The following is a 23,471-nucleotide window of genomic DNA, read 5'->3' as shown; positions in this document are numbered from 1 at the left end:
CACCTCTAGCGTTTATTTTTTTTCACGATTTGGTTAGACATCCGGTCTAAAAGAATAGCCAACACAACAATGGCGATACCCGCCTCAAAGCCGGTACCTGTCTTGGTCTGCGTAACCGCACGGTATACGTCTGCCCCCAGACCTTGCGCCCCAATCATGGAAGAGATAACAACCATGGACAACGACAGCATAATTGTCTGATTAATGCCGGCCATCATCGTAGGCAGCGCCATGGGAAGCTGCAGCTTGAACAGCTTCTGATTTGGCGTTGAGCCAAAAGCGTCAGCTGCTTCAACAAGCTCTGAAGGAACCTGCCGGATCCCGAGGTTCGTCAGGCGAATCGTCGGCGGCACCGCAAAGATAATGGATGCGATAACCCCGGGCACCACGCCAAGAGAAAAGAAGGATACCGCGGGCAGCAAATAGACGAAGGCAGGCATCGTCTGCATCAAATCAAGCAGAGGAGTAATAATGCCTTGCAATAATGAGCTTCTCGCGCATAAAATACCTGTCGGTACGCCAATAATAATTGATAATAGGGAGGCTGTAAGCACGATCGCCAACGTTTCCATGGCATGCTCCCAATAACCAAGATTATCTATAAGCAATAATCCGATTAAGGCAAATGCGGCAACCTTCCATTTCCCAAGGAACCAGGCTAGCGCCGTAATAATCAGAACCATAATGATCGAAGGACTGAAGAGAAGAACATTTTGGAGAAAATCAACGATGGAGCCTATAATCAGGCGTATGAAGTCAAACAACGGGGACAAATGATTTTCTAACCAGCTTTCTAGCGTTTCAATCCAGTTACCGATTGGAAGCTTTGGTATGTTCATCCTACGCCACCTGCCTCCGGTATGGTATTTCCGGCAAGTGCGGCAAAGACAGCCCCTCGAATGACGATGCCGAGCAGCCGATTCGTTTCATCGGTTACTGCCAGCGGAATTTTAGAGGCAGCCATGGGTTCAAATAATTCATTTAACGGAGTTGAAGCCGAAATGACCGGCAGGTCCTTGATTAGGATATCTCCTAATGACAAGCCTTCTTTCAGTGCGGCGGAAGCCAGCTCTGCCGTAACGATGCCTAGGAGCTTCTTACCCTTATCCGTTACATACAAGCTCGATACCCCTTGCTCCTTCATAATCTGAAGAGCAACGCGCGGGCCGCGTTCGAGCATAATCGTTGCAGGCTTGCGCATCACGTGCGCTGCGGTCAGCACCTTGGAAAGATCAACATCCTCTATAAATTTCTCAACGTACGGGTTAGCCGGATTAATCAATATTTCGTCGGGAGTCCCAATCTGAACGATAACGCCATCTTTCATTAACGCGATCTTATCCCCTATGCGAAGCGCTTCGTCAAGATCATGGGTAATAAAGATGATCGTCTTCTTCATGTTGGCTTGCAGCTGCAACAGCTCATCTTGCATGTCTTTGCGGATCAGAGGATCCAGCGCGCTAAACGCTTCGTCCATAAGCAGAATGTCCGGGTCATTGGCCAGCCCTCTGGCCAATCCAACACGCTGCTGCATGCCTCCGCTCAATTGATCCGGATAGCTGCTCTCCCATCCTTTGAGGCCCACCAGCTCGAGCGATTGCTCAGCCATTTGTTTGCGTGCCTGCTTCTCGATCCCTTGAATCTCGAGACCGTATTCTACATTTTGAAGAACCGTCCGGTGAGGAAACAGAGCAAACTTTTGAAACACCATTCCCATTTTCTTTCTCCGGAATTGTCTTAATTCTGAAGAACTCATCTGTACGATATCCCGCCCTTCAAACAAGAGCTGACCAGATGTAGGTTCAATCAATCGATTCAACAAGCGGATCAGAGTGGATTTTCCGCTTCCGGATAAACCCATGATGACGAAGATTTGACCGGCTTCAATTGTAAAGCTAGCCTGGTTTACCCCTACTGTCATTCTTGTTTCTTTTAGAATTCTCTCCTTCGTCCACCCTTGCTTGAGGAACTGCATCGCTTGTTCCGGATGGTTTCCGAATATTTTGGTCAGTTGTTTGGCTTCGATGATGGACATTTCTTCCCTCCTAAAAAAATTGCGAAGCAATTTTTGCTTCGTAAGCATTTGCTTAAAAAATTGCGAAGCAATTTTTGCTTCGTAAGCATTTGCTTAAAAAATTGCGAAGCAATTTTTGCTTCGTAAGCATTTGCTTAAAAATTGCGAAGCAATTTTTGCTTCCTAAGCTTGAGCCGTTTGATGCACTGACGACAGTTTAGGTTAAAATCCCTTTTTTAGTCAACACTAATATCCGTACGTAATTTACATACAGTTCAAACTGTACGATATGAATACTCTAGATCCCTCCCATTTCCTCCTAAATGCATATGGAAATGAATGCTTTACATTTAATTTCAGATCGGCTTACAATATCTATGAAGTGTTACAAGGTGACCCAGGAGGCAACTATGGATGAAAATTTAGGCGGTTTAACGCCCGAGCAGTCACGATCTCTGGATGCGTCGCGCAAGCGCGTGATTGACTCGATCGGAAAAAATATGGATCTATACGGCATAACATTATCAATCGGTCATCTATACGGGCAAATGTATTTTCAGAATGAACCCATCACCTTGGATCAAATGAGCCAACAGATGGGGATGAGCAAAACATCCATGAGTACGGGCATGCGGACGCTATTGGATTTGAAAATGATCGATAAGGTTTGGGGAAAAGGCTCGCGGAAAGACTTTTACGAGGTGGTTCCGGACTGGCACCAGAACTTTATTGATTTCTTTTCTATTAAATGGCGGAAAGCTGTAGAGAGTAACATGACCTCTCTCGAGAGATCATTAAAGGAAATTCGGGTGCTGCAGGCATCCGATCCAGATAACGACACCTTGCGGGAAATCACTTCTATTGATGAACAAAAAATCGTGGATGCGCTCAACTATTATCGCTGGCTTCATCGTTTAATTGATGCTTTTGAGTCGGGCAAAATCTTTGAATTTATCCCTAAAGAAGAATAGTATTTCGATCACCCCTTAGAAAGCGTCGGATCCGATGCCGGTCTAAGGGGTTTGTTTTTTCCAAACAAAAAGAAACCCCTGCCGTCTGGCATGAGTTTCTGCTCGGAGCTTTTAGTGGCATTCGCATAAATTATCCCCTTCTTTTATCGATACAAGCGAAGTCAGCACATGCCCCCACAGCAAAGCGGAGCATGATATCGGCATCGTGTGAAACCGCTCGAAATACCCCTTTGTACATCGGTGAACAACCGGAAGGCCGTATAGGATATGCCGCTGGCAATCGCCATAAGAAGGATGCCGGGCAGCAGGTAATTCACGTAATTATCCGTGCCGGACTGAATGGCACCTCCGAATACATAGACGAATAGCAGCATCATGGCGATAGGCGTGGTGGTAACCGTGATGATCGTATCCATGCTGCGGACAATATGACGCATGGATCGTCCAAGCATGACGCTAATATTGGGCTCGGACCGTTCCGTTAGAAAGACCGACCTCCACAGCAAGTTCTACTTGTTTCCAGACGAGTTCATTGACTTAAGTCAATGAACCTAAAAACCCTCCCAGTTACAATGGAGTCACCACGTATAACTAGGAGGGTCTTTGATGATTGTCCATGGAAGAGAGCAATCCGATCAGCGAAAGTCGGCTCTAACCACCGGTATAGCACTCATGATCATGACGCTTGCCGCACTTTTTTCATATGGCTTTGTGCATGCTAAAATCCTGAGCCAGGGAGATACAAACGCCGTACTCCAGCACATTATTACGTATAACCATCTTTTCAAAGCTGAAATCTTGGGCTGGATTATCATTCTACTATGCGATATTATTGTGGCTTGGTCTTGCTATGTATTCCTAAAGCCAACAAATAAAAATCTAGCGTTGCTCGGTGCATGGTTCCGTCTTGTTTATTCCTCCCTATTGGGAATAGCGATCATAAATTTAATATTCGTGCTGCTGCTTACAAACGGGGACGAATATTTATTAAGTCTTACCTCAAATCAACTTGGTGCACAAGTGATGTTACATTTACGAGCCTTTGATTCCATTTGGTCAGTTGGTTTGATCGTCTTTGGCGCACATCTGCTGATTTTGGGCATATTGGCTCTCCGGTCAGACATTGTACCGCGATGGATTGGCATCCTACTGCTGTTAGCTTCGATAGGCTACATTCTCATTCACTTGAGTAAGCTATTTTTTGCGGATGACGTGGAAATGAGGAAGATACTTGAATTGGTTTTTACAGTACCTATGACAGCGGGAGAACTAGGCTTTGGAATATGGTTGCTATTCAGGGGAGGGAAATAGATATATGCACCTGATGTACAGCTATTTAAGTTCTCGATTCATTCTCTTCTTTATTCTACTTAAGGACTCCGGGGTAATGCCGAGAAAACTCGCCAATTGATGTTGAGGAACCCGGTCGATTAAAGAAGGTCGGTTCATTAGCAGGGCCTTAAAGCGTTCTTCAGGCGAAGAAGCGATAAAAGCAGCGAATTCCGCCTGTACATGACCAAAGTTTTCTTCAATCATCTTGCGAGTCATCGACTCCAACTGCGTGTATTTGGTATACATGTCCTTTTCCGCATCCAGGTCGCCAACGACCAACACAGAATCTTCAACGCACGCGATGGCGTAGTCAGATGACTTGTCTAGCTTATGGTGAATAAAAAACGCGATGGCTTGCTCTTCGGTATAAAAGTTCGAGGTAACCTCATTTCCCTCTTCATCGATCGAGTACTGCCTGATGCATCCATTCAGAACGAAATAACATTTCGTGGGAACCTCTCCTTGTCTAAGGAGGACGGTTCCCTTCTTATATTCTTCTATAGGTATCTCGTTTACGATCATTTGCTGTTCTTCTTCACTTAGGGAGGTCAATCTCGACATATAGTTAAATAAAATATTGTTCATATTTACCACTCTCACTCTTCTTCTAAAATGACGGTGGGTGTTTTGAATTCAGGAAAAACCTGATCCAAAACAGCTTGAGATTGCAGTTTCAGCTGAATGCAGAGACCTCGTATGAATGGTTCTACAAAGAAGATTTTGAGCAGCACACAATGCGTCGGTCTATATGGGACTGGAGGCTTTCCACTCTTCTTCTTAAAGAGCCTTGAGGAAGAAGCAGATAAACAGCAGCCTAGCTATTTGTCTTGTTTAAATTCAAGTATAGCAGTATTTTCTCAACCTTTTAATAAAAAATGTTGACTCAATATGCTTGTGGTTAAAGGTTAAAGTATCCATTGACAAATTGCCTTGACTGATAGCTTAACGAGATGCATCGATAATAGTATAATACTATTTTCTAAAAGGCGGGATTTCTTTGAACGCGATGTTCGCTGTTTCAGGTAGTAGGAGCTAGATTATATTACGATCCATTACCAGATCGGCGAGATACCAAGCCTTACAGTAATGATTGTATTAAAGGTGGTCATCGCTTCCGTTCTATTTGGATTAGCAAGCATTATGTTTAGCGAACTAACCCACTGGTTGAGAAAAATGTTTGCCAACGTTTTTAAAAACCCTGTAATTAAGACTTTCATTGGCGGGGTTATCGTTATCTTACTCGTCTATATATTGGGCACGAGAGACTATCTTGGATTGAGCGTTCCACTCCTGCAGGAGTCATTTGAACACCCGGTTTCTCCATTAGCTTTCCTCTGGAAAACCATATTAACAGCTGTGACTCTTGGGGCCGGCTATCAAGGTGGAGAAGTGACCCCCCTCTTTGTAATTGGAGGTACGCTAGGAAATTCTCTTGCCGGCGTATTGCATATTTCAGCACCTTTTTTAGCTGGCTTAGGTTTTATTGCCGTTTTCAGCGGCGCAACAAATACCCCAATTGCTTGCTTTATTATGGGGGTTGAGCTCTTTGGAGCTGAAGGCGCGCTATATATGTTTATGGCATGTATCATCAGCTACATGTTCTCAGGGCATACAGGTATTTATGCTTCCCAGCAAATCGGTGTATCAAAGTCTAAACTTCATTTGATTCCGGAGAACTCAACATTAAGTTCTATCAAGTTAAATAAAGTTAAGGATGCACAGAGAAACGATTAATTGGTCCATGTGCTTGCTTATGGAAATATAAATTATAAATTGAAAGCTGAAATTCAGACAGACAGGTACGGGTTGCTGCTGATACTGTATTAAAAAGCCGTAATCAAATGATCACGGCTTTAGTTACTTCGATTCAGTTTGTTTATATTCCTAATAACTTTTCCATAGCCATAACATCGACAAATTTGCTGTCTATAATCCCCTGTTTAGTAAAGAGGCCAACTTCACGGTATCCATGTTTACGATATAATCCCTGGCCTAATCCATTGAATGGAAAAGTATAAAGAACAATCTTATAAAAACCATTCTGCACGGCAGCGACTTCAAGTGCAGCAAGCAAAATACTTCCAATCCCCTGGCCTCGGTGATCTCTTTCAATGTAGATCGACAAATCAGCCACTCCGTCATACGCGGATCGTGAAGAATACTTGTTTAAGGACGCCCAGCCTACGATGACATCACCTTTAACTGCAACAAGAACTGAGTATCGCTCACTGTGCCCGCTGTACCAACTTTCCATATAGTCCATATCTTTTGGTTCAACTTCAAGCGTAGCTATACGATCTTCAATTCCTTGATTATATATGGATAATGCATCTTTTAAATCCATTGAAGTTGCATGTCTCACGAGTATGTCTGGCATTAGCTCTCCTCCTGTGTTGTTATCGAGCGGATAATTGTTTTTGAAGCTTTGTCTAATCCAAGTATAAATCGAAATGTAGGACCATGACTATGCGCTGATAACGGCCCTGCGAAGAACAGCCCCTTAAGATTGCTTTCAAAGTTCTGATTTAGCTTTGGAAATGCTGCACTCTCTTCTTCTCTAACAATTTGGTTTTTTAGAAGATCTTCAACAAAAGTCAACTTATCTAAATGGATTTTGAACCCGGATGCAACGATAACGTAATCAGCATATATTTCTTCACCATTAGTTAATTTCAGTTGTACTTTGTTATTCACTACGCTAACCTGATTTATCGTTCTATTTGCAAACCTAGGCACTTTCTCTTCAACTAATGGTTTTAAAAAGTGTGCGATAGGTACGGTTACTGAACCCGCAGTCCGTAACAGCTTTTTTAAGGGGCGAGGGAGCTTGTAAAAAATATCTCCTGTCTTTATTAAGATCAATTCGGCTACTCTACTTCCGCCGTATACGTGCTTCTTCTTTCGATACAGCAGCTTAACCTTTGACCGAGCCTGGTGTAACAAAGCTGCTGCCTCCCAAGCACTCTGTCCGCTCCCAACAACGATAACATCTTTTCCGCGAAACTTATCAAAACTGGTAATACCTAAAGTATGGGATACATGTGACCGAGGCAGATCAGAGTATAGGGACGGTATATATTGAAAATCTTTAACCCCTGTAGCTATAACCACATTTTTAGCCTCCACCTTATCACCTGACTCTGCCGTAATCGTATAATACTGGCCATTGTGGCTTAAGTTACGAACAAGCTCTGTAGTGAACTGGATTCCAGCTCTTTCAGCAAACCAAAAGGCATAGCGTACAAACACTGTTCGTGGCAAGGGAGATTCGAGTATGGTTCGTGTTTCTTCTGCAAATTGTTGAATGGTGTAGTTCCCCTCAGGATAGGAAAAGCTGACCAGATCATGCGGTGTTCGAATGTACATGTTTTGTGGCATCTGATTTGTCCAAAAATCCATGGGATATCCAAACAGTTTGTAGCTTAGTTTCTTCGCGACAGCATGTGCGGCTATCGATATTCCATACGGTCCAGCCCCAATAATAATGACATCCAACATTCCAAGACTCCTCCTGCTTTTGGTATTTTTAAGAACGATTATACATAAATACTTGCAGTTTGCAAATATAAATGTTATAACTGTCTCAGGAGGTCATGCAAATGGAAAATGTGAGGAATATGTTTCAGATCTTGTCCAGAAATTTTGGTTTGTTAAGCGAACAATGCTGTGATTCTTGTTGCGGCCAAGAGGTATCACTTGTACAAAGTCATATCCTATATGAGATAAATCGTCAGCATAATCCCTCTATGCAGGATATTGCAGGAGCACTCGGGATAGACATCACCACGTTTAGCAGACAGGTTAAAACACTAACAGATAAGGGATTCGTAAAGAAAACGCCTCACCCTTCTGATCAACGAATCAATATATTATCTCTAACACCGGAAGGATTAACGGTTGAGAATGCGATTAACCTTACCGTAAACACTCAACTGAATAGTGTCCTTTCGACCATGAGTGAATTTGAACGAGAAACGGTACTTCGCTCTATTCAATTGTTTAATGATGCTATGACAAAATCAGCAGCATGTTGTGTGCCTCCAAAATAATGGAGGTATACCTTTTATCATATACTTGCAATTTGCAAATAAAATCTGAGGGGGAAGTAAAATGAAGACACAATTACCAACAGCTATTATCGGTGGCGGACCAGTAGCATTAGCTGCTGCAGCACAGCTTGTAAAGAGAAATATGCCCTTTATTTTATTTGAAAGAGGCACTCATATCGCATCCTCTGTACTTAGTTGGAAGCACGTAAGGATGTTCTCCCCCTGGGAATTCAACATAGATACAGCCGCTAAGGAGCTCCTGACGCAAACCGGGTGGCAAGCTCCAGCTAAAGATCACATGCCTACAGGGTTAGAATTAGTGAATAGGTACCTTTTACCATTATCACACCTAAATCAATTACAGCCCTTTATTCATCTTCAATCGACGGTTAAAGCCGTCTATCGAAAAGGATTCGATAAAATGAAGACAGCTGGCCGGGAACTAGCTTCCTTTATAATTGAATATGAGCACAATGGTATGTTATTGCGTAAAGAGGCTTCAGCAGTTATTGACGCAACAGGAACATGGCTCACACCAAACCCGATGAGCACAAGTGGTCATCCTGCTGAAGGCGAGAAGAATAATAAAGATCACATTCAGTATGGTATTCCGGATATTTTGGGTGCTGATAAAGAACGTTATGCGGGGAAAAACATCGTTGTTGTTGGCAGTGGTCATTCGGCCATTCAATCACTCACCTTATTGAATGAGTTAAAAATGAATATCCCGGAAACCACAATCCACTGGGTATTAAGAAAGCAAAGGGTTACGGATGCATTCGGAGGCGGAGAAAATGATGGTTTACCGGCACGAGGAGCACTAGGCACTCGGGCTAACCAATATGTGCAGCAAGGCAATGTGCAAGTTCACACCCCATTTCTTATTGATCAAATTAAACAAGAAACAGATACCTTATCTCTACATGGTTCTAAATTAGATAAGGCTTACTCTATTGCTAAGATCGATGAGGTTATTGTAGCAACGGGAGCAAGACCTGATTTCTCCTTCCATACTGAATTGCGGTACGCAGCTGATACCGCTGTGGAGTCCGTCCCACAGCTTGCTGACTTGATTGATCCCAATATTCACAGCTGCGGCACCGTACGCCCTCATGGTGAAGCGGAACTTCGTCAGCCGGAAAAGGACTTTTATATCGTGGGATCAAAAAGTTACGGTCGAGCTCCAACGTTCCTGCTGGCTACGGGCTACGAACAAGTACGTAGTGTTGTTGCTGCATTAGCAGGTGATTTTAAAGCAGCTCGTGAAGTGCAGCTTCATCTACCGGAAACTGGTGTTTGCTCAGTGTCCAGATCAACAGAAATAAGTGATAACAGCAACAGCTGCTGCGCTTCTACCCCAATGAGGATACCTATTCGGCCAATCGCTGTAACAAGGATTAGTAGTGGCTGCTGCAGTTCGAATAATGCGTCTTCATCATGTGAAACGGATACAGGATGTTAATAAATTCGAGAAGCTTCTGCTAAACGGCAGAAGCTTTTTATTATACCTCTCATTTGTTATCTGTACGTTAATCTTTGTTAACCCAGTGTTAAATAAGTGATTAATGATATAATCATTTACTTATATAATTGATCGCGTATATAATTACCCTGTAGTTAGCAAGCTAGTTACAGAAAGGAGGCACGAATTTGCAATCCATTGAGGAAATGTCCGATGAACTTAAGCTTCTCTCCGATAAAACCAGACTGACAATAATGGCGCTTCTGCGGCACCAAGAGATGTGTGTCTGTGATATCGTTGAAATTTTAGAAACCACCCAACCGAACGTTAGCCAACACCTAAAAAAACTAAGAATGGGTGGTCTCATTAACGAGGAGCGCCGTAGTCAGTGGATCTACTATTCATTGAACTTACATGACAAAGATTATTTGAAACAGCTAATTGATCAGCTTCCATCCATGCAAGAGAAAATCAATGCAGTTAAAGGCTGTACGTAACCCAGGAGGCATTATGCTGGCACTTGCATCAATCATTTTTTTAGTTACGTTAGTATTCGTCATTTGGCAGCCGAAGGGGCTTAACATCGGTTGGTCCGCTTGTGGCGGTGCTGTAATCGCACTCATCTTTGGTGTCGTTAATTTTCACGATGTGTGGGACGTAACCCAAATCGTTTGGAACGCTACTCTTGCGTTCGTTGCGGTTATTCTAATATCACTCATTCTTGATGAGATTGGTTTCTTTGAATGGGCAGCTCTTCATATGGCTAGAGCCGCCAAAGGAAACGGTCATTTAATGTTCGTGTACGTCATTTTACTGGGTGCGGCAGTTGCTGCTTTTTTCGCAAACGACGGTGCGGCTCTTATCTTAACGCCTATTGTTCTGGCTATGGTCCGGGCGTTGAAGTTTGATGAACGTATGATTCTTCCTTTTATTATGGCGAGTGGATTTATATCCGACACGGCTTCCCTCCCGCTTGTCGTAAGTAACTTGGTGAATATCGTGTCATCAGACTTTTTCGGTGTAGGATTCGCCGAATACGCTAGCCGCATGATTGTTCCAACTCTCTTCTCTGTTGCCGCAAGCTTACTTGTGCTCTTTCTCTTCTACCGGAAAAGCATACCTAAACAATACGACCTGGCACAACTGAAGAAGCCGGTCGATGCGATTAAAGATATGCGGTTATTTAAGATCTCCTGGATTATCCTTGCCGTTCTACTAATCGCCTATTTAACAAGTGAGTTCATCAACGTACCGGTGTCAATCATCGCTGGTGTGGCAGCTATTATCTTCTTGTTGCTTGCCCGTCAGAGCCGGGAGATTCATACCTGGAAGCTTGTAAAAGGCGCGCCATGGGCAGTTGTCACCTTCTCCATTGGCATGTACGTCGTTGTTTATGGACTTAGGAATGTTGGACTGACGGATGAACTTGGCGAAGTATTTAAATGGGTCGGTAATCACGGCTTATTCATTGCCACAGTAGGTTCCGGATTCATTGCTGCTATTCTCTCTTCGATTATGAATAACATGCCGACCGTCATGATCAATGCGCTTGCTATTGATAATACGAATTCTACGGGAATCATTCAGGAAGCTTTCGTATATGCCAATGTAATTGGATCTGACTTAGGCCCCAAAATCACCCCTATCGGTTCACTCGCTACTTTGCTTTGGCTGCATGTGTTATCCACTAAGGGCGTCAAGATTTCCTGGGGAGCGTACTTTAAAACGGGCATTATTCTAACGGTTCCCGTCTTGTTTATTACCTTATGCGGACTTTATTTATGGCTAAAAGTTGTAGGCTGACGATCAATAAAATGACAATTCAAAGGAGTTTTTTTAATGTCTAACAAACCACTTGTTTATTTTCTTTGCACAGGGAATTCATGCCGCAGCCAGATCGCTGATGGCTTTTTGAACGCAATCGGTGGAGATAAGTACGAAGTAAAAAGCGCTGGTCTAGAGGCACATGGTTTGAATCCTAGAGCCGTTCAAGTCATGAAAGAAGCAGGGGTAGATATTAGCGGTAACAGCTCTGATGTTATTGATCCCGAGATCTTGAATCGCGCTACTTATGTGATTACTCTGTGCGGACATGCTGATGAGCACTGCCCTGTCATTATGAATCCTAATGTTATCAAATGGCACTGGGGTTTTGATGATCCAGCCAAAGCGACAGGCACAGAAGAAGAAATCATGGAGCAATTCCGTACGGTCAGAGACTCCATAAAGTCTCGAATTGAACAGTTCGTAAGAGATGGTGAGTAAATGTCTGCTTCGATTAATAGAATGCATGTAGCAGTCAATTGTTCTGATCTTGGAAAATCGATTGCCTTCTATCGGAGTTTCTTTGGAGCTGAGCCATCGAAGATCAAAGACAACTACGCTAAGTTTGAATTGGATAATCCGGCCTTACATTTCTCTTTAAACGTACGTCCTTTTGAGAAGAATGGCGTATTAAACCACCTTGGCTTTCAGGTTAATGATACGGAAGAAGTGTTGGCAATGGGAGAAAGACTCCGTGAGTCGAGCTTGCTGTTAATTGACGAAATGAATACAACCTGCTGTTATGCTGTGCAAGATAAAGTATGGGTATATGATCCGGATGGAAACGCATGGGAGATCTTCTACACAAAAGAAGATTCTGAATTTGAATCAGCTGGTGAAACGCGTGATCTTTCGCTTTGCTGCGCTCCTCCCTCTTCACCTGTTTCAGTATCATTTACAAGCTTTAGAAAAAAATAAAAAAGCATCGGAGTGTTAACACCATGGAAAAGAACTATCACTCTCTTCATGAAGGTAAAATCTTTATGGGCGGAGCCGCAGACGTAGAAGCAATGGAGAAAAACGAAAATATCGATGTGATCGTTGACTTGCGCGGTGAGGCAGATGGTGTTGCTTATACAGAATCTAAGGCAAAGTATGTACCCATCTCGCTTGGTGATAATTCACCAGAAAACCAGCATGTTGCGTTCAAGCAAGCAATAGACGAGGTAGTAAATGCTTATCGAAATGGCAAGAAAGTTGCTTTCCACTGCGGTGCGGGAAAAGGACGTACGGGTACAGTGGCAGCTGGTACACTACTGGAATTAGGCATTGCCGAAAACGTAGAGGATGCTATCTCAAAAGCAAAACAAATTCGCTCAATTATTGATGTTAAGCCAATACAGAAAGAAGCCTTGGAAAAGATATTTGGATAATGAAAAGGAAATGTTCCAACGGGACATTTCCTTTTTTTATATGGTACTTATCAAATGGCTTAATCCGCTAAACAGCTCGTTCGTATTAGGAGGTCGCCAGATCTTTCTGGTCGACCTCTTTTTTGTAGTGTCGTAAGATTGCAGTAGCCGGGGATCGAACGTAACTGCCCGTGGGACTCGGATCCCGTAAGCTATTCTTTTCGTCTCCCCTACTTGTTAAACCATGTTAAGGCCGTTGTCGGTTAACGATTTATCCAAGAGGAAATGTAACTTGTTGAAGAATGGGCTTGGTATAACCAAGTTCATTCTTATTTTTGTTTAATAGTAACAATAATGGATTATTTTATGTTGTAAAAGTAGTTCCAATAACAGAAATTCGTTTCAAATTGAAAGGGAAAATAATAAAATTTTAAGTTTTCTTTAGAAAGTTGACAAAAGGCAGAAGGAATTTGTATTATGAGAACGATCGATCTCAATACTGCGCAGGTGAATATCAACGAAGAAAATGTCTAAGCTCCTCACCGCATTCCGCATACCTTTAAGTTAAAGTTCAAAAAGACTCGATTCTTAGTTCTAAGTGCATATCCAATACGGCTTCCAATTAACGCTTAAACGTTTGTTTAAGTGCAAAAGAAAGAGGTTTAATTATGTCAAAAATTATCATTCCCATTACGCCTGTATATGGACATGTCGCTCCTATGCTGTCCATAGCAAAAGACCTTATTCGGCGCGGTCATGAGGTGACTATTATAACAGGGTCTATCTTCAAGGAAGCCGTCGAAAGGACAGGCGCCGCATTTGTTTCATTTACGGGTGCAGCCGATTGGAAACCTGAGGAATTATTGGACCCCGAGCGACTCGCCTTCGAAGGGCCAGCCCAGGTTAACTATGACCTGCAGCGCTATTTCGTTAGCGCTATTCCGAACCAACATTCGGCGTTGCAACAAGAACTGGAGAAGTATGGTGATGACCAAGCGATTGTGATGGCTGAATCATTCGGCTTCGCAATCTCTCCAGCGTTGCACGGTGCCCCTGGTGTGCGTGCGAAGGGATATATTGTCGTAGGCGTTATACCACTTGCGATTTCTAGCATAGACGCCGCTCCATTTGGCATGGGACTCGAACCGGACAGCTCAGAAGAGGGGCGTGCACGAAACCTCGAGCTTAATAGCTTAATGAGAAATACAATATTCGGGGATGCACAGAAGCTCTATGAGAAGGTGTTGACGGATCTGGGAGCAGTCGGGGAAATTCCATACCTTCTTGATAGCTGCGTATATGCGGACCGCTACCTTCAGCTGTCTGTGGAGGAGCTGAGTTATAAGCGATCAGATCTGCCAGACAGTGTCCGCTTCATCGGAGCGCTTCCTACTCCGCCTTCTGTGGAGGCTAAATTGCCGGTATGGTGGCCTGAAGTGTTAGAAGCCGAACAAGTTGTCGTTGTAACACAGGGAACAGTAGCAAACGGTGACTTCAGTCATCTCATTGAGCCAACGTTAGAAGCGCTGGCTGATCTGCCGATTCTAGTTATTGCTGCGACAGGCAGCAAGGAAGAAGTCAAAAACATACCGGCCAATGCGCGCGTTGCGGAATTCATTCCTTTCGTCGACCTCCTTCCGCATACCAATGTTCTTGTCACAAACGGTGGATTTGGCGGGACGCAGCAGGCGTTAAGCTTCGGAGTGCCGATGGTATTGGCTGGCATTTCCGAAGATAAGATTGAGGGTAACGCACGTACGGCCCATACCGGTGCAGCCATCAATCTCAAAACTCAAACACCGACTCCAGCGGCAATTCGGGAGGCGGTTCTTAACGTACTTAATAAAACGGAATTCATAGCGAACGCTCAAAGATTGAAAGCGGAGTATGCTTCCCTAGATCCGTACACGTCCATCGCGAATGCGATCGCCGAGTTAGAAGCCAAATAACGGAAATCCTTATCATCTTCCTATTGATGAACGAGAGGTAAGGGGGATATTAATGAAGGGAATTATTCTCGCAGGCGGAACGGGATCCAGATTGTTTCCACTAACCAAAGTGACGAATAAACACTTATTGCCCGTCGGTAAATATCCCATGATATTCTATCCGGTCTTTAAATTAAAACAAGCTGGCATCACTGAAATTCTTATCGTTACTGGAAAAGAGGATCTAGGGGATGTTGTTAATCTGCTCGGGAGTGGCCGAGAGATGAACGTCACATTCACTTATAAAGTTCAAGAAGATAAAATCGTATCCATTGAGGAGAAGCTTCAATATCCGAAAAGCAATTATGCCGTCACGGGGATTTATCTGTTCGACAACACCGTGTTTGATATCGTAAAAACCTTGAAGCCATCTGATCGCGGCGAATTGGAAATTACGGATGTAAATAATGCGTATATCGAAAGAAACGAACTAACATTTGATATCCTGAATGGTTGGTGGACGGATGCGGGAACGCATGAATCGTTAGTACGCGCTAATGAACTAGCCAAGGATTTACATCTTGAGGATAATTATTGGAATTAAAAGGTTAGGTGCTAATGAATTTCATTCCTACAAGGTTAGAAGGATTATATGTAATAGAGCCGGAAGTACATGGTGATTCCCGAGGCTTCTTCATGGAGAGTTACAGTCAGAGGAAATTTGCTGAGCACGGCATCGATACTGCTTTTGTCCAGGATAATCATTCTTTGTCCGTTCAGAGCGGGGTTATAAGAGGTTTGCATTATCAATTGAATCCCCATGCTCAAACCAAACTAGTTCGTGCAGCCACAGGAGCAATTTATGATGTTGCGGTTGATATACGCACACATTCTGCTACTTTCGGCCATTGGGCAGGGGTTATCCTGAGTGAGACTAATAAACGGCAGCTTTTAATCCCACGAGGCTTTGCGCATGGCTTTTGCACCCTTGTTCCCAATACGCAAGTTCTATATAAGGCCGATGCCTTTTATTCTCCGGAACTGGATCGGGGGATACTTTGGAGTGACCCAGCATTAGGTATCGATTGGCCTACAGCAAATCCTATATTATCGGATAAAGATCGGGAGCATCCGCTGCTTGTTCATGCGGAACTAAATTTCTAGGAGCAATAAGGTCATGAAGATACTAGTCACTGGAGGAGCTGGATTTATTGGCAGCAACTTCATTCATTATATGCTGGATCGCTATCCGGATTATGAACTCATTAATTTGGATACATTAACATACGCCGGGAATCTAACAAATTTGTCTACCATTCCCAGAAGCGCTAAGTATTCCTTTATAAAAGGCGATATAACAGACAGAGAACAAATGAACCGTTTGTTTGGTAAGGGTATTGATATCGTTGTTCATTTTGCGGCGGAATCTCATGTGGACCGAAGTATCGTGGACCCCGCCATTTTTACAAAGACCAATGTATTCGGGACACAAGTCTTACTTGATGCCGCTGTAAAAGTTGGAGTTAAGAAGTTTGTTCATGTCTCTACGGATGAGGTGTATGGATCGCTTGGCGAAACAGGGCTGTTTACCGAGCAGTCACCACTACATCCTAACAGTCCTTACGCGGCAAGTAAAGCAGGATCCGATCTGCTTGTACGTGCGTATCATGAGACATTTGGTTTGCCCGTTAACATTACACGATGTTCGAATAACTATGGACCTTATCAATTTCCCGAGAAATTAATCCCGCTCATGCTTGTAAATGCATGGAACAATCGTCCTCTTCCTATTTATGGAGACGGCTTGTATATCCGTGACTGGTTGTATGTAGAGGATCATTGCCAGGCCATTGATCTTGTGCTGCATCAAGGCAAGAACGGGGAAATTTATAACATTGGCGGGAGTAACGAGCAGACGAATATTCAGATTGTACAGACGATTCTAAAGGAGCTTGGAAAGCCGGAATCATTAGTACAGCATGTTCCTGATCGTTTAGGACATGATCGCCGTTATGGGATTGATGCGACCAAGATTATCAATGAATTGGGATGGCATCCGAAGCATCCTTTTGAGACAGGTATTTTAGAGACCATTCAATGGTACTTGGATCATCAAGACTGGTGGATGACCATTCTCGCTGGCCGCTCTTCAGAGCCAAGCCATCAAGGTTAGGGGCGTGCCATGAAGATATTGGTGACAGGTGCGAATGGTCAGTTAGGTCATGATGTTGTCAAACTTTTTTCGGTTAGTCATGAAGTTTTAGGACTTGGCAGAGAGCAGCTTGATGTTTCGAATGAGACACAGTGTGTAGTGGTATTTGAAGCTTATAAACCAGATGTCGCTATCCATTGCGCTGCTTTCACGGGTGTAGATTTGGCCGAATCCGAAGAAGAGCTAGCTTTCAGAATGAATGAAATTGGCACTTGGAATGTAGCAAAAGCTTCTGCAAGTGTAGGGGCAAAGCTATGTTATATCAGCACGGATTATGTCTTCGACGGTGAGGCAACTAAACCATATGAGGAATATGCGCCTACCAATCCACAAAGCGTTTATGGAAAGTCGAAGCGAGCCGGAGAGCAAGCTGTCCAAATGTTATCCTCTCGTTATTTTATCGTAAGGACCTCTTGGTTATTTGGGCAAAACGGGGATAATTTCGTTAAAACCATGCTGAAGTTGGCTCAGGAACGAGAGAGCTTAGAGGTAGTCAATGATCAATTCGGATCCCCCACCTATGCTGCGGATCTTGCCTATTTTTTATTACAACTTATCCATTCGGAGAAATATGGCATCTATCACGCATCAAACACGGGGATCTGTTCCTGGTATGATCTTGCTGTTGCGATTATGGAGGAGAGTGGATTCAAAGTGGAAATTAAGCCATGTTCCACAAAAGACTTTCCACGACCTGCGCCTCGTCCGCGCTATTCGGCAATGGCGCATACCGCAATTCTTGCTAATGGATTTGAAGACTTTCGCCCATGGCGTAAAGCATTAGAGGAATTTTTGAGGTCGTTCGGCTTTAATGGCAAGTGACTTGCCATTCAAATTAACCAAGAAAGCAGGAATTTAACAATGAATCAATCTCATCCGCTGGCAGTTGGAGAACATGAAGTATTCATCGATGGTGTGCGGCAAGTTTATCACGTAGCTGGCAACGGCCCGGTTTGTTTAGTTCACTCGGGCGGACCCGGGTTTCACTGGAAGTATCTTCAGATGCCAGAGCTGGAGAAAACAATGACAATGGTGTATTTAGAACCGGTAGGTACAGGTAAATCAGATATGCTTCCGGACGGAAACTATAGTATGCCTCGGTATGCGTTTTTCGCACATAAAGTAGCCGAGCATATCGGAGCTCAAAAGTATTATTTCCTGGGTCATGCTCATGGCGGCGGCGTAGGCATTCAATACGCTCTGGATTACCCGGGCGAACTTAGCGGCTTGATTCTCCAATCCAGTGCTCCTACAATGGGCATGGATCTATATATGGAGCAATTCAAACAAATCGAGAGCTTTGCTCAGCGTTGGCCGGATAACGCGGAAGCGCAAGATGCAAAGCAAGCAATGATGGATTCGAAAAACGTAAGAGACAAAGAGTCGGCGTTGGCTGTTCTCCACCGCTTATTGCCTGCATACTTCGGCAATTACTGGAAGGTTAAGGAAAAAGTAGGTGAATGGAAGGTTGTTCTCGATTTCTTCGGAGACCCTAACCGCCTGCCATATGAGTGGGATGTGCGGGATATCCTGCATACGATCACCACGCCAACCCTCATTCTAGTCGGCGAATATGACGTCAACTGCGGGCCAAGGTGGTCCAAAGAATTGGCAGAAAAGATTCCTGGATCTCGTCTCGTCATATTCGAGGAGGGTGGTCATATGGAGCATGTTGAGCATACTGAGCAATTTACGCAAGCCGTTAATGAATTTGTTGCACAAACAAAGTTATAAGACTATTGCGTAACTTAAGCCGTGTGTGAGTGACAAAAGGTCAACCGAAGTGATCATAACCCAGTCAACTATATCTCTATAAAAAATACACGTCTTCTTTAAGCTGCGACCGTTTCACGGTATTCTACCGGGGAACGGTCGTTTAACTCTCTCTTCCCCATATTGCAGTTTATAGGGGCAGCGTTTAAGTATTTGCAAACATTAAATTAAAGGATGGTTAATATGAGAAGCTTACAATTCGCAGAACTATGCGTAAAACGTGACAGCCTTACAAGAAACCTGCCAGAAGGAAAAGAAGAACTTCAATGGGTTTCCAATACCTCAACTCTTATTTATGGAGAAAAAGATGCTGTATTAGTCGATACTTTCATTACTGTTGAACAAAATCAGAAATTGATTGATTGGATAAAGTCTTTTAACCGTAACTTAACATACATTTATGTTACGCATGGCCATGGAGATCATTTCTTTGGAATCAAACAAATAAAAGAAGCTTTTCCCCATGTTAAAGCAATAGCAACGGAAGGAACGGTTAAAGAAAGTTATAAACAAGGAGGTCTTATTGAAAGCTTTTGGGATAAACTATTCCCTAATCAAATTCCTGAGCCCCAAGTTTTTCCTGATGTTATCGATGCAATCTCGTTTGAACTTGAAGGCCATAGGCTGGAAATCATTGAAGCCGGGTTTACGGATACCGCAAATACAACATCGTTATGGATTCCAGATCTTGAATTACTAGTGGCAGGAGATGTTGTTTATAACGACATCCATCAATATTTAGCTGAAACAACGTTGAGTACTCGACAGGAATGGATCCAAACCATTGATCGATTGATAAAGCTAAACTCTAAATTTGTTATTGCGGGGCACAAAATCCCTGAAAATGATAATGATCCAAAAATTTTGGTTGAAACTAAACAATATCTGTTAGACTTTAATCGTTTGGATAAAGAAACAGACACCGCATTAGATTTATTCCATGCCATGCTCAAGCTTTACCCAAACCGAGTAAACCCTGGATCTCTTTGGGGATCCGCAAATGCTGCCAAAGCTTAAACCTCATGAATAGCAACGGAAAAAAGCTGCCGGTTTAAAATATCGGCAGCTTTTTTCCGTTAAGCAGAGTAGGCAATGAATCAAACCCATTAATTGTAAGGTTATTCCTATTTGTTGAAGAAGAATGTTGTCGCATGAACATAAGCTGCTGTACTCATACAGGTTTGCAAAGGGACCGTTATAATTTTGAGGCTTTGGGAAATTATATTCCATGTAAAAATAATAAGTCATAAACTACGCGACTAATCGTTATGGAACTTGCAAGGAATGAAAACAGAGTCCACCGGTGAAGCAGCCGGCTCGCCGAGGAAGCGGGATAAGTACACTGATTAGAATATTATCTCCCTCTTTATCAGCGCCACCTGCTAACACAAACGCAACGTCATTAATCTCACGGCGATCCCAGCAACCGGTCAGCAAGAGAAGCACTGCCACACCTATAACAATCATACGGCTTAAAGTGCTTATCTTCATTACTGTGCGAACCTTCCTCCCTTTTATCCTATCCCATCAAAATTCTTATATTGAAGCATGCCATGCTCAATAACGTTTTACAGACTACTCCCCTTTAGCCATCCATGCAGCGCAAAAACAGCGCTGCACCACAGAGGATGAAAATGTTTAGAATCTGTCAATACTTGTAACGGGGCTGGGAGACCTTCCGCCCGCCCAAGTGCTAGTTTCCCAGCATCCGGCGTTCCATCTAATAGAGACTACTTAATCATTAGCTCGCACTCTTCGCCATGCTTCCCACAGTACGTCCATTCGGTATACCTTGTCGTATAAAGCGTGAAATCTGCGCTTTTTGTTTTCCTTTGTGCAGGGGAGGGTCTCCCCAGTTCACCGCATCCTCTTTCATACCATGCCGATCCCTCTACGCCGGAGGATTCTTCGCTGTTGTTCCAAGTTCTATACAGCTTCCATGGCCTTCGCCCAATTAAGCGAGACTCGGCTTCCTCTTTACCCTCTTGCGAGGCCTTTTTGACGACGCGGCAGGATTCACTTTATGTTACGGCCTGGTATGTCGCTCGCCCTGTCTCTGACAGGTACTTTCGTCGATACGCTTCTACGCAAAGATTTCGCCTTACGCAGGTATCCTAGCTACGAAGGTGGCTTGGCCCCTCCTTCGGTTGGACTTTCACCAACTAGAGAATGCGTGCCTCTGGGCACGCCTTAATAAAAAATAGAGCAGCTGCCGTGTGGCAATCTGCTCCATTATTCGCTGAAATATCGTTCCCATATAGCAAAATTATAAATTCCCCTTTTTCGGTCGCTGCCGTTTCAATATTTGTTGGAATCACATTCTATTGTTACGTTGCCACCTTCATTATTTGCTAATATCGACTGTAATCGTCAGGTCATCAATATAATCTCTCGGATGGAATTGCTCCGTGCCGATGATGACGTCATCGTTCGGATTGGTCGAGGTAAATACAGCTTGATATTGATTCACCGTTCCTTCCACCCGTTGAGGGTATTGAAGAACGTCATATCCTACACCATATTGATTTTCTAGCCACACATACCTTGTCCGATCACTGGTAAGCTCGCCCTCTACTTCGAACGTCATCGTAAATGTATTATTATTTTGTTCAATATGCTCAATCCGAACGGAACCGGCTTCCCCTTGAGACAGCTCGAGGCTCTTTCCCTCCCATCGTTTTGTTTCCAAACCCGTCATACCGCTTCCCAGATACGGCTTAATGGTCAGCGACTTCGGAATGGGATCCATACGTTCGAAATTCAATTGAGAAGAGTACACATAGTGACCGTCTTCAGTCGGTGTGTCTTTCCCATTATGACTGAATATTTGCAGAACGCGTCCCTTGTCATCGAAAATTTGATAGTTCATGACTGAAGGGAGCTCCCTTTTTTCATTACTGAACCAACGGATGGAAAGTGTTACGGAAGATGAATTAAAAACAGTTTTATCGTAAAGCATCGTCATATCCTGCCACACTCTGGCGTCATTAATGAGGTAAGCATGCTCGTCTCCTTGTAATTTCATAGAAATCGCGACATGCCACGATCGGTCATCCAATGAGCTTAATTCAAGTGTAAAAGATTCCGGAATTTCTTGATCTGGGTGAATCGTATAGATACCGGCGAAGCTTCCATCCGCCAACGTTCTGCTGCCGCTTAAATCCGCGTTATAGCTCGTCAGACGTTTACCGTCTATCGATATTTGAGTATGGTTCCAAAATTCAAAGTTGCCAGTATCGTTGATAAAACCGATATGAATGCTCGATCCGTCGTAAAGACTTTCCGTGAAGGTGACGGTTTTACCGTCAATGACCACCTGTTGTCCAAGTGGACTCACTAGCCCGTCTTGACTGGCTTTCCGTTCCCCGACATTCCCTACGAGCTCAAAAATCGATCCGATCACCGGAATTGAACGTATGGTTTCCGCGAAAACTGGAGCTCTTGCGCCGAACAGGATAACTACCGCCAATACCGCCGCCGGGAGTGCGTAGTACATTTTCCGCTTGCGTGCTTGTCGAGGAAGCTGATTAAGAGTGTGCATGATTCGATCCTCCAGTTCGCTTGGTACGGATGGATTCACCGTTTGTTTAATTGCTTCTTCCCATTGCTCCACTGTCGCTCCTCCTCCGCTAACCATATTTCTTTTGCTTTTTCACGTGCTCTGCGCAATCTCGTCTTGATTGTACTTTCAGGCACTTCAAAAATAGCCGCCAAGTCTTGTACGGAAATATCCTCGATATGGAACAGCTTCAGAAGCGCGCTTTGATCCTCTGGCAAACTTTCGAGTAGTTGATCGACCTCGATCCGTGCAAATGCGTCGTCGTTGGAAACGGGCTCGTCACGCAGCTCAAGCGCAATTATATTTTCACGTTGTCGGTACAATTGTTTGCATTCATTGATGAGGATGCGCAGTAACCAGCTTTTAAAGTATCTCGGTTCCTTCAAGCTACGTATGTTTTGGTACGCTTTCAGGATCGCATCCTGGATAGCGTCAGCACAATCTTCATCGCGTTGAAGCATCGTTTTCGCCATACGATACATGACCGTTCTGTGAGAGAAGATCAAACCTTCGAATGCTTTCTTGTCTCCGCGCTGCGCTTTTTTCACTTCCGATACGGCATCCATCGACAATCTCCTTTCTGGTTGCAACCATACGTTAGATACATAAGAGGATCGTTAGGTTTCACGTTATCAAAAAAATGTTTTCCGAATGCTAATTGAGCTTAAACGCCCGTTAGCTAAATAAAAAAAGAGCAGCTGCCACTGGCAAACTGCTCTACTCTAAGAATCGTTGATATGCTAAAGATCCGATGCGGTTGGGTAACAAGTGGCGCACTAAGAATATCACATGGACAATACGAATGCGACATTTTCATCTGAACCGAACCGTCGTTTGGAGATTATTCCGCGAGTAGCATTAAAATAATCTCCCTCTATGGAGAATCGTTATTCTCTTAAATTCGCTTGTTTTCGTAGGTTTTGAACCTTTTTCTTTCGTGACAGACAACCGCTGAATGGAATAAGGTTGTAGAAGATGTAGAATATGGGGCGAAG

Annotated in this window: 24 protein-coding genes and 1 pseudogene; 17 read left to right on the top strand and 8 right to left on the bottom strand. The window is 43.7% G+C overall.

Going from position 1 to position 23,471, the window contains the following annotated elements; genetic code table 11:
• Window positions 1-5 precede the first annotated feature (5 nt).
• Complete coding sequence (locus M3194_RS21990) at window positions 6-839, bottom strand: ABC transporter permease (protein WP_251656240.1); 834 nt, start codon at window positions 837-839, stop codon at window positions 6-8.
• Window positions 836-2,035: a quaternary amine ABC transporter ATP-binding protein gene (locus tag M3194_RS21985; protein ID WP_251656239.1), complete on the bottom strand. Its 1,200-nt coding sequence runs from the start codon at window positions 2,033-2,035 to the stop codon at window positions 836-838. Before M3194_RS21985 ends, M3194_RS21990 begins: the two co-directional genes overlap by 4 nt.
• Window positions 2,036-2,424: 389 nt before the next feature.
• Between M3194_RS21985 and M3194_RS21980 the strand changes: the two genes are divergently transcribed.
• Window positions 2,425-2,985: a GbsR/MarR family transcriptional regulator gene (locus M3194_RS21980; RefSeq protein ID WP_251656238.1), complete on the top strand. Its 561-nt coding sequence runs from the start codon at window positions 2,425-2,427 to the stop codon at window positions 2,983-2,985.
• A gap of 147 nt (window positions 2,986-3,132) precedes the next feature.
• Here the strand turns inward: M3194_RS21980 and M3194_RS21975 are convergent.
• A pseudogene (locus M3194_RS21975) lies at window positions 3,133-3,437 on the bottom strand (ABC transporter permease); the annotation flags it as partial.
• A gap of 154 nt (window positions 3,438-3,591) precedes the next feature.
• Between M3194_RS21975 and M3194_RS21970 the strand changes: the two are divergent.
• Complete coding sequence (locus tag M3194_RS21970) at window positions 3,592-4,296, top strand: DUF4386 domain-containing protein (protein ID WP_251656237.1); 705 nt, start codon at window positions 3,592-3,594, stop codon at window positions 4,294-4,296.
• Window positions 4,297-4,317: 21 nt separating this feature from the next.
• Here M3194_RS21970 and M3194_RS21965 read toward each other — a convergent pair whose 3' ends face one another.
• Window positions 4,318-4,902 carry a Crp/Fnr family transcriptional regulator gene (locus tag M3194_RS21965; RefSeq protein WP_251656236.1) on the bottom strand — a complete coding sequence of 195 codons (585 nt, stop codon included), beginning with the start codon at window positions 4,900-4,902 and terminating at the stop codon, window positions 4,318-4,320.
• 456 nt (window positions 4,903-5,358) lie between these two features.
• Between M3194_RS21965 and M3194_RS21960 the strand changes: the two genes are divergently transcribed.
• Window positions 5,359-6,051 carry a chloride channel protein gene (locus tag M3194_RS21960; protein WP_311291754.1) on the top strand — a complete coding sequence of 231 codons (693 nt, stop codon included), beginning with the start codon at window positions 5,359-5,361 and terminating at the stop codon, window positions 6,049-6,051.
• Window positions 6,052-6,193: 142 nt separating this feature from the next.
• Here M3194_RS21960 and M3194_RS21955 read toward each other — a convergent pair whose 3' ends face one another.
• Entirely contained in the window at window positions 6,194-6,694 is a 501-nt protein-coding gene (locus tag M3194_RS21955) for an arsinothricin resistance N-acetyltransferase ArsN1 family A (protein WP_251656235.1), read from the bottom strand.
• Entirely contained in the window at window positions 6,694-7,815 is a 1,122-nt protein-coding gene (locus M3194_RS21950) for an NAD(P)-binding domain-containing protein (RefSeq protein ID WP_251656234.1), read from the bottom strand. Before M3194_RS21950 ends, M3194_RS21955 begins: the two co-directional genes overlap by 1 nt.
• Window positions 7,816-7,916: 101 nt before the next feature.
• Here M3194_RS21950 and M3194_RS21945 point away from each other — a divergent pair, with 101 nt between their 5' ends.
• The 14 genes from M3194_RS21945 to M3194_RS21880 all read left to right on the top strand — a co-directional run bounded on the left by M3194_RS21945 (window position 7,917) and on the right by M3194_RS21880 (window position 19,934).
• A complete protein-coding gene (locus M3194_RS21945) occupies window positions 7,917-8,366 on the top strand; it encodes a MarR family winged helix-turn-helix transcriptional regulator (protein WP_251656233.1) in 450 nt (149 codons plus the stop codon).
• A 61-nt stretch (window positions 8,367-8,427) separates the two neighbouring features.
• The gene (locus tag M3194_RS21940; protein ID WP_251656232.1) at window positions 8,428-9,828 is read left to right on the top strand and encodes an NAD(P)-binding domain-containing protein; all 1,401 of its coding nucleotides are present in this window, start codon (window positions 8,428-8,430) and stop codon (window positions 9,826-9,828) included.
• Window positions 9,829-10,016: 188 nt separating this feature from the next.
• A complete protein-coding gene (locus M3194_RS21935) occupies window positions 10,017-10,325 on the top strand; it encodes an ArsR/SmtB family transcription factor (RefSeq protein WP_251656231.1) in 309 nt (102 codons plus the stop codon).
• Between the two features lie 13 nt (window positions 10,326-10,338).
• The gene (locus M3194_RS21930; RefSeq protein WP_285889459.1) at window positions 10,339-11,631 is read left to right on the top strand and encodes an arsenic transporter; all 1,293 of its coding nucleotides are present in this window, start codon (window positions 10,339-10,341) and stop codon (window positions 11,629-11,631) included.
• Window positions 11,632-11,667: 36 nt separating this feature from the next.
• Window positions 11,668-12,093: an arsenate reductase (thioredoxin) gene (gene arsC / locus M3194_RS21925; protein ID WP_251656230.1), complete on the top strand. Its 426-nt coding sequence runs from the start codon at window positions 11,668-11,670 to the stop codon at window positions 12,091-12,093.
• Window positions 12,094-12,570, top strand: a complete 477-nt coding sequence (locus M3194_RS21920; protein ID WP_251656229.1) for an ArsI/CadI family heavy metal resistance metalloenzyme — start codon at window positions 12,094-12,096, stop codon at window positions 12,568-12,570.
• A 23-nt stretch (window positions 12,571-12,593) separates the two neighbouring features.
• Entirely contained in the window at window positions 12,594-13,025 is a 432-nt protein-coding gene (locus M3194_RS21915) for a protein-tyrosine phosphatase family protein (RefSeq protein WP_251656228.1), read from the top strand.
• Window positions 13,026-13,672: 647 nt separating this feature from the next.
• Window positions 13,673-14,953, top strand: a complete 1,281-nt coding sequence (locus M3194_RS21910; protein WP_251656227.1) for a glycosyltransferase — start codon at window positions 13,673-13,675, stop codon at window positions 14,951-14,953.
• 52 nt (window positions 14,954-15,005) lie between these two features.
• A complete protein-coding gene (locus M3194_RS21905) occupies window positions 15,006-15,536 on the top strand; it encodes a sugar phosphate nucleotidyltransferase (RefSeq protein ID WP_251656226.1) in 531 nt (176 codons plus the stop codon).
• Between the two features lie 14 nt (window positions 15,537-15,550).
• On the top strand, window positions 15,551-16,096 hold the full coding sequence (rfbC, locus tag M3194_RS21900) for a dTDP-4-dehydrorhamnose 3,5-epimerase (RefSeq protein ID WP_251656225.1): 546 nt from the start codon (window positions 15,551-15,553) through the stop codon (window positions 16,094-16,096).
• Window positions 16,097-16,109: 13 nt separating this feature from the next.
• Complete coding sequence (gene rfbB, locus M3194_RS21895) at window positions 16,110-17,105, top strand: dTDP-glucose 4,6-dehydratase (RefSeq protein WP_251656224.1); 996 nt, start codon at window positions 16,110-16,112, stop codon at window positions 17,103-17,105.
• A 9-nt stretch (window positions 17,106-17,114) separates the two neighbouring features.
• Window positions 17,115-17,966, top strand: coding sequence for a dTDP-4-dehydrorhamnose reductase (gene rfbD, locus M3194_RS21890; RefSeq protein ID WP_251656223.1), 852 nt, complete (start codon window positions 17,115-17,117; stop codon window positions 17,964-17,966).
• 39 nt (window positions 17,967-18,005) lie between these two features.
• Entirely contained in the window at window positions 18,006-18,878 is an 873-nt protein-coding gene (locus M3194_RS21885) for an alpha/beta fold hydrolase (protein ID WP_251656222.1), read from the top strand.
• Window positions 18,879-19,100: 222 nt separating this feature from the next.
• The gene (locus M3194_RS21880) at window positions 19,101-19,934 is read left to right on the top strand and encodes an MBL fold metallo-hydrolase (RefSeq protein ID WP_251656221.1); all 834 of its coding nucleotides are present in this window, start codon (window positions 19,101-19,103) and stop codon (window positions 19,932-19,934) included.
• A gap of 1,327 nt (window positions 19,935-21,261) precedes the next feature.
• Here M3194_RS21880 and M3194_RS21875 read toward each other — a convergent pair.
• Both M3194_RS21875 and M3194_RS21870 read right to left on the bottom strand, forming a co-directional pair.
• Window positions 21,262-22,530, bottom strand: coding sequence for a DUF4179 domain-containing protein (locus M3194_RS21875; RefSeq protein WP_251656220.1), 1,269 nt, complete (start codon window positions 22,528-22,530; stop codon window positions 21,262-21,264).
• Entirely contained in the window at window positions 22,494-23,042 is a 549-nt protein-coding gene (locus M3194_RS21870; protein ID WP_251656219.1) for a sigma-70 family RNA polymerase sigma factor, read from the bottom strand. Before M3194_RS21870 ends, M3194_RS21875 begins: the two co-directional genes overlap by 37 nt.
• Window positions 23,043-23,471: the final 429 nt, after the last annotated feature.

Origin of the sequence: Paenibacillus glycanilyticus (assembly GCF_023715145.1) — a bacterium.
Taxonomy (GTDB): domain Bacteria; phylum Bacillota; class Bacilli; order Paenibacillales; family Paenibacillaceae; genus Pristimantibacillus; species Pristimantibacillus glycanilyticus_A.
Note: the sequence above shows the minus strand (reverse complement) of the source record. Positions and strands in the feature narration are given on the sequence as shown.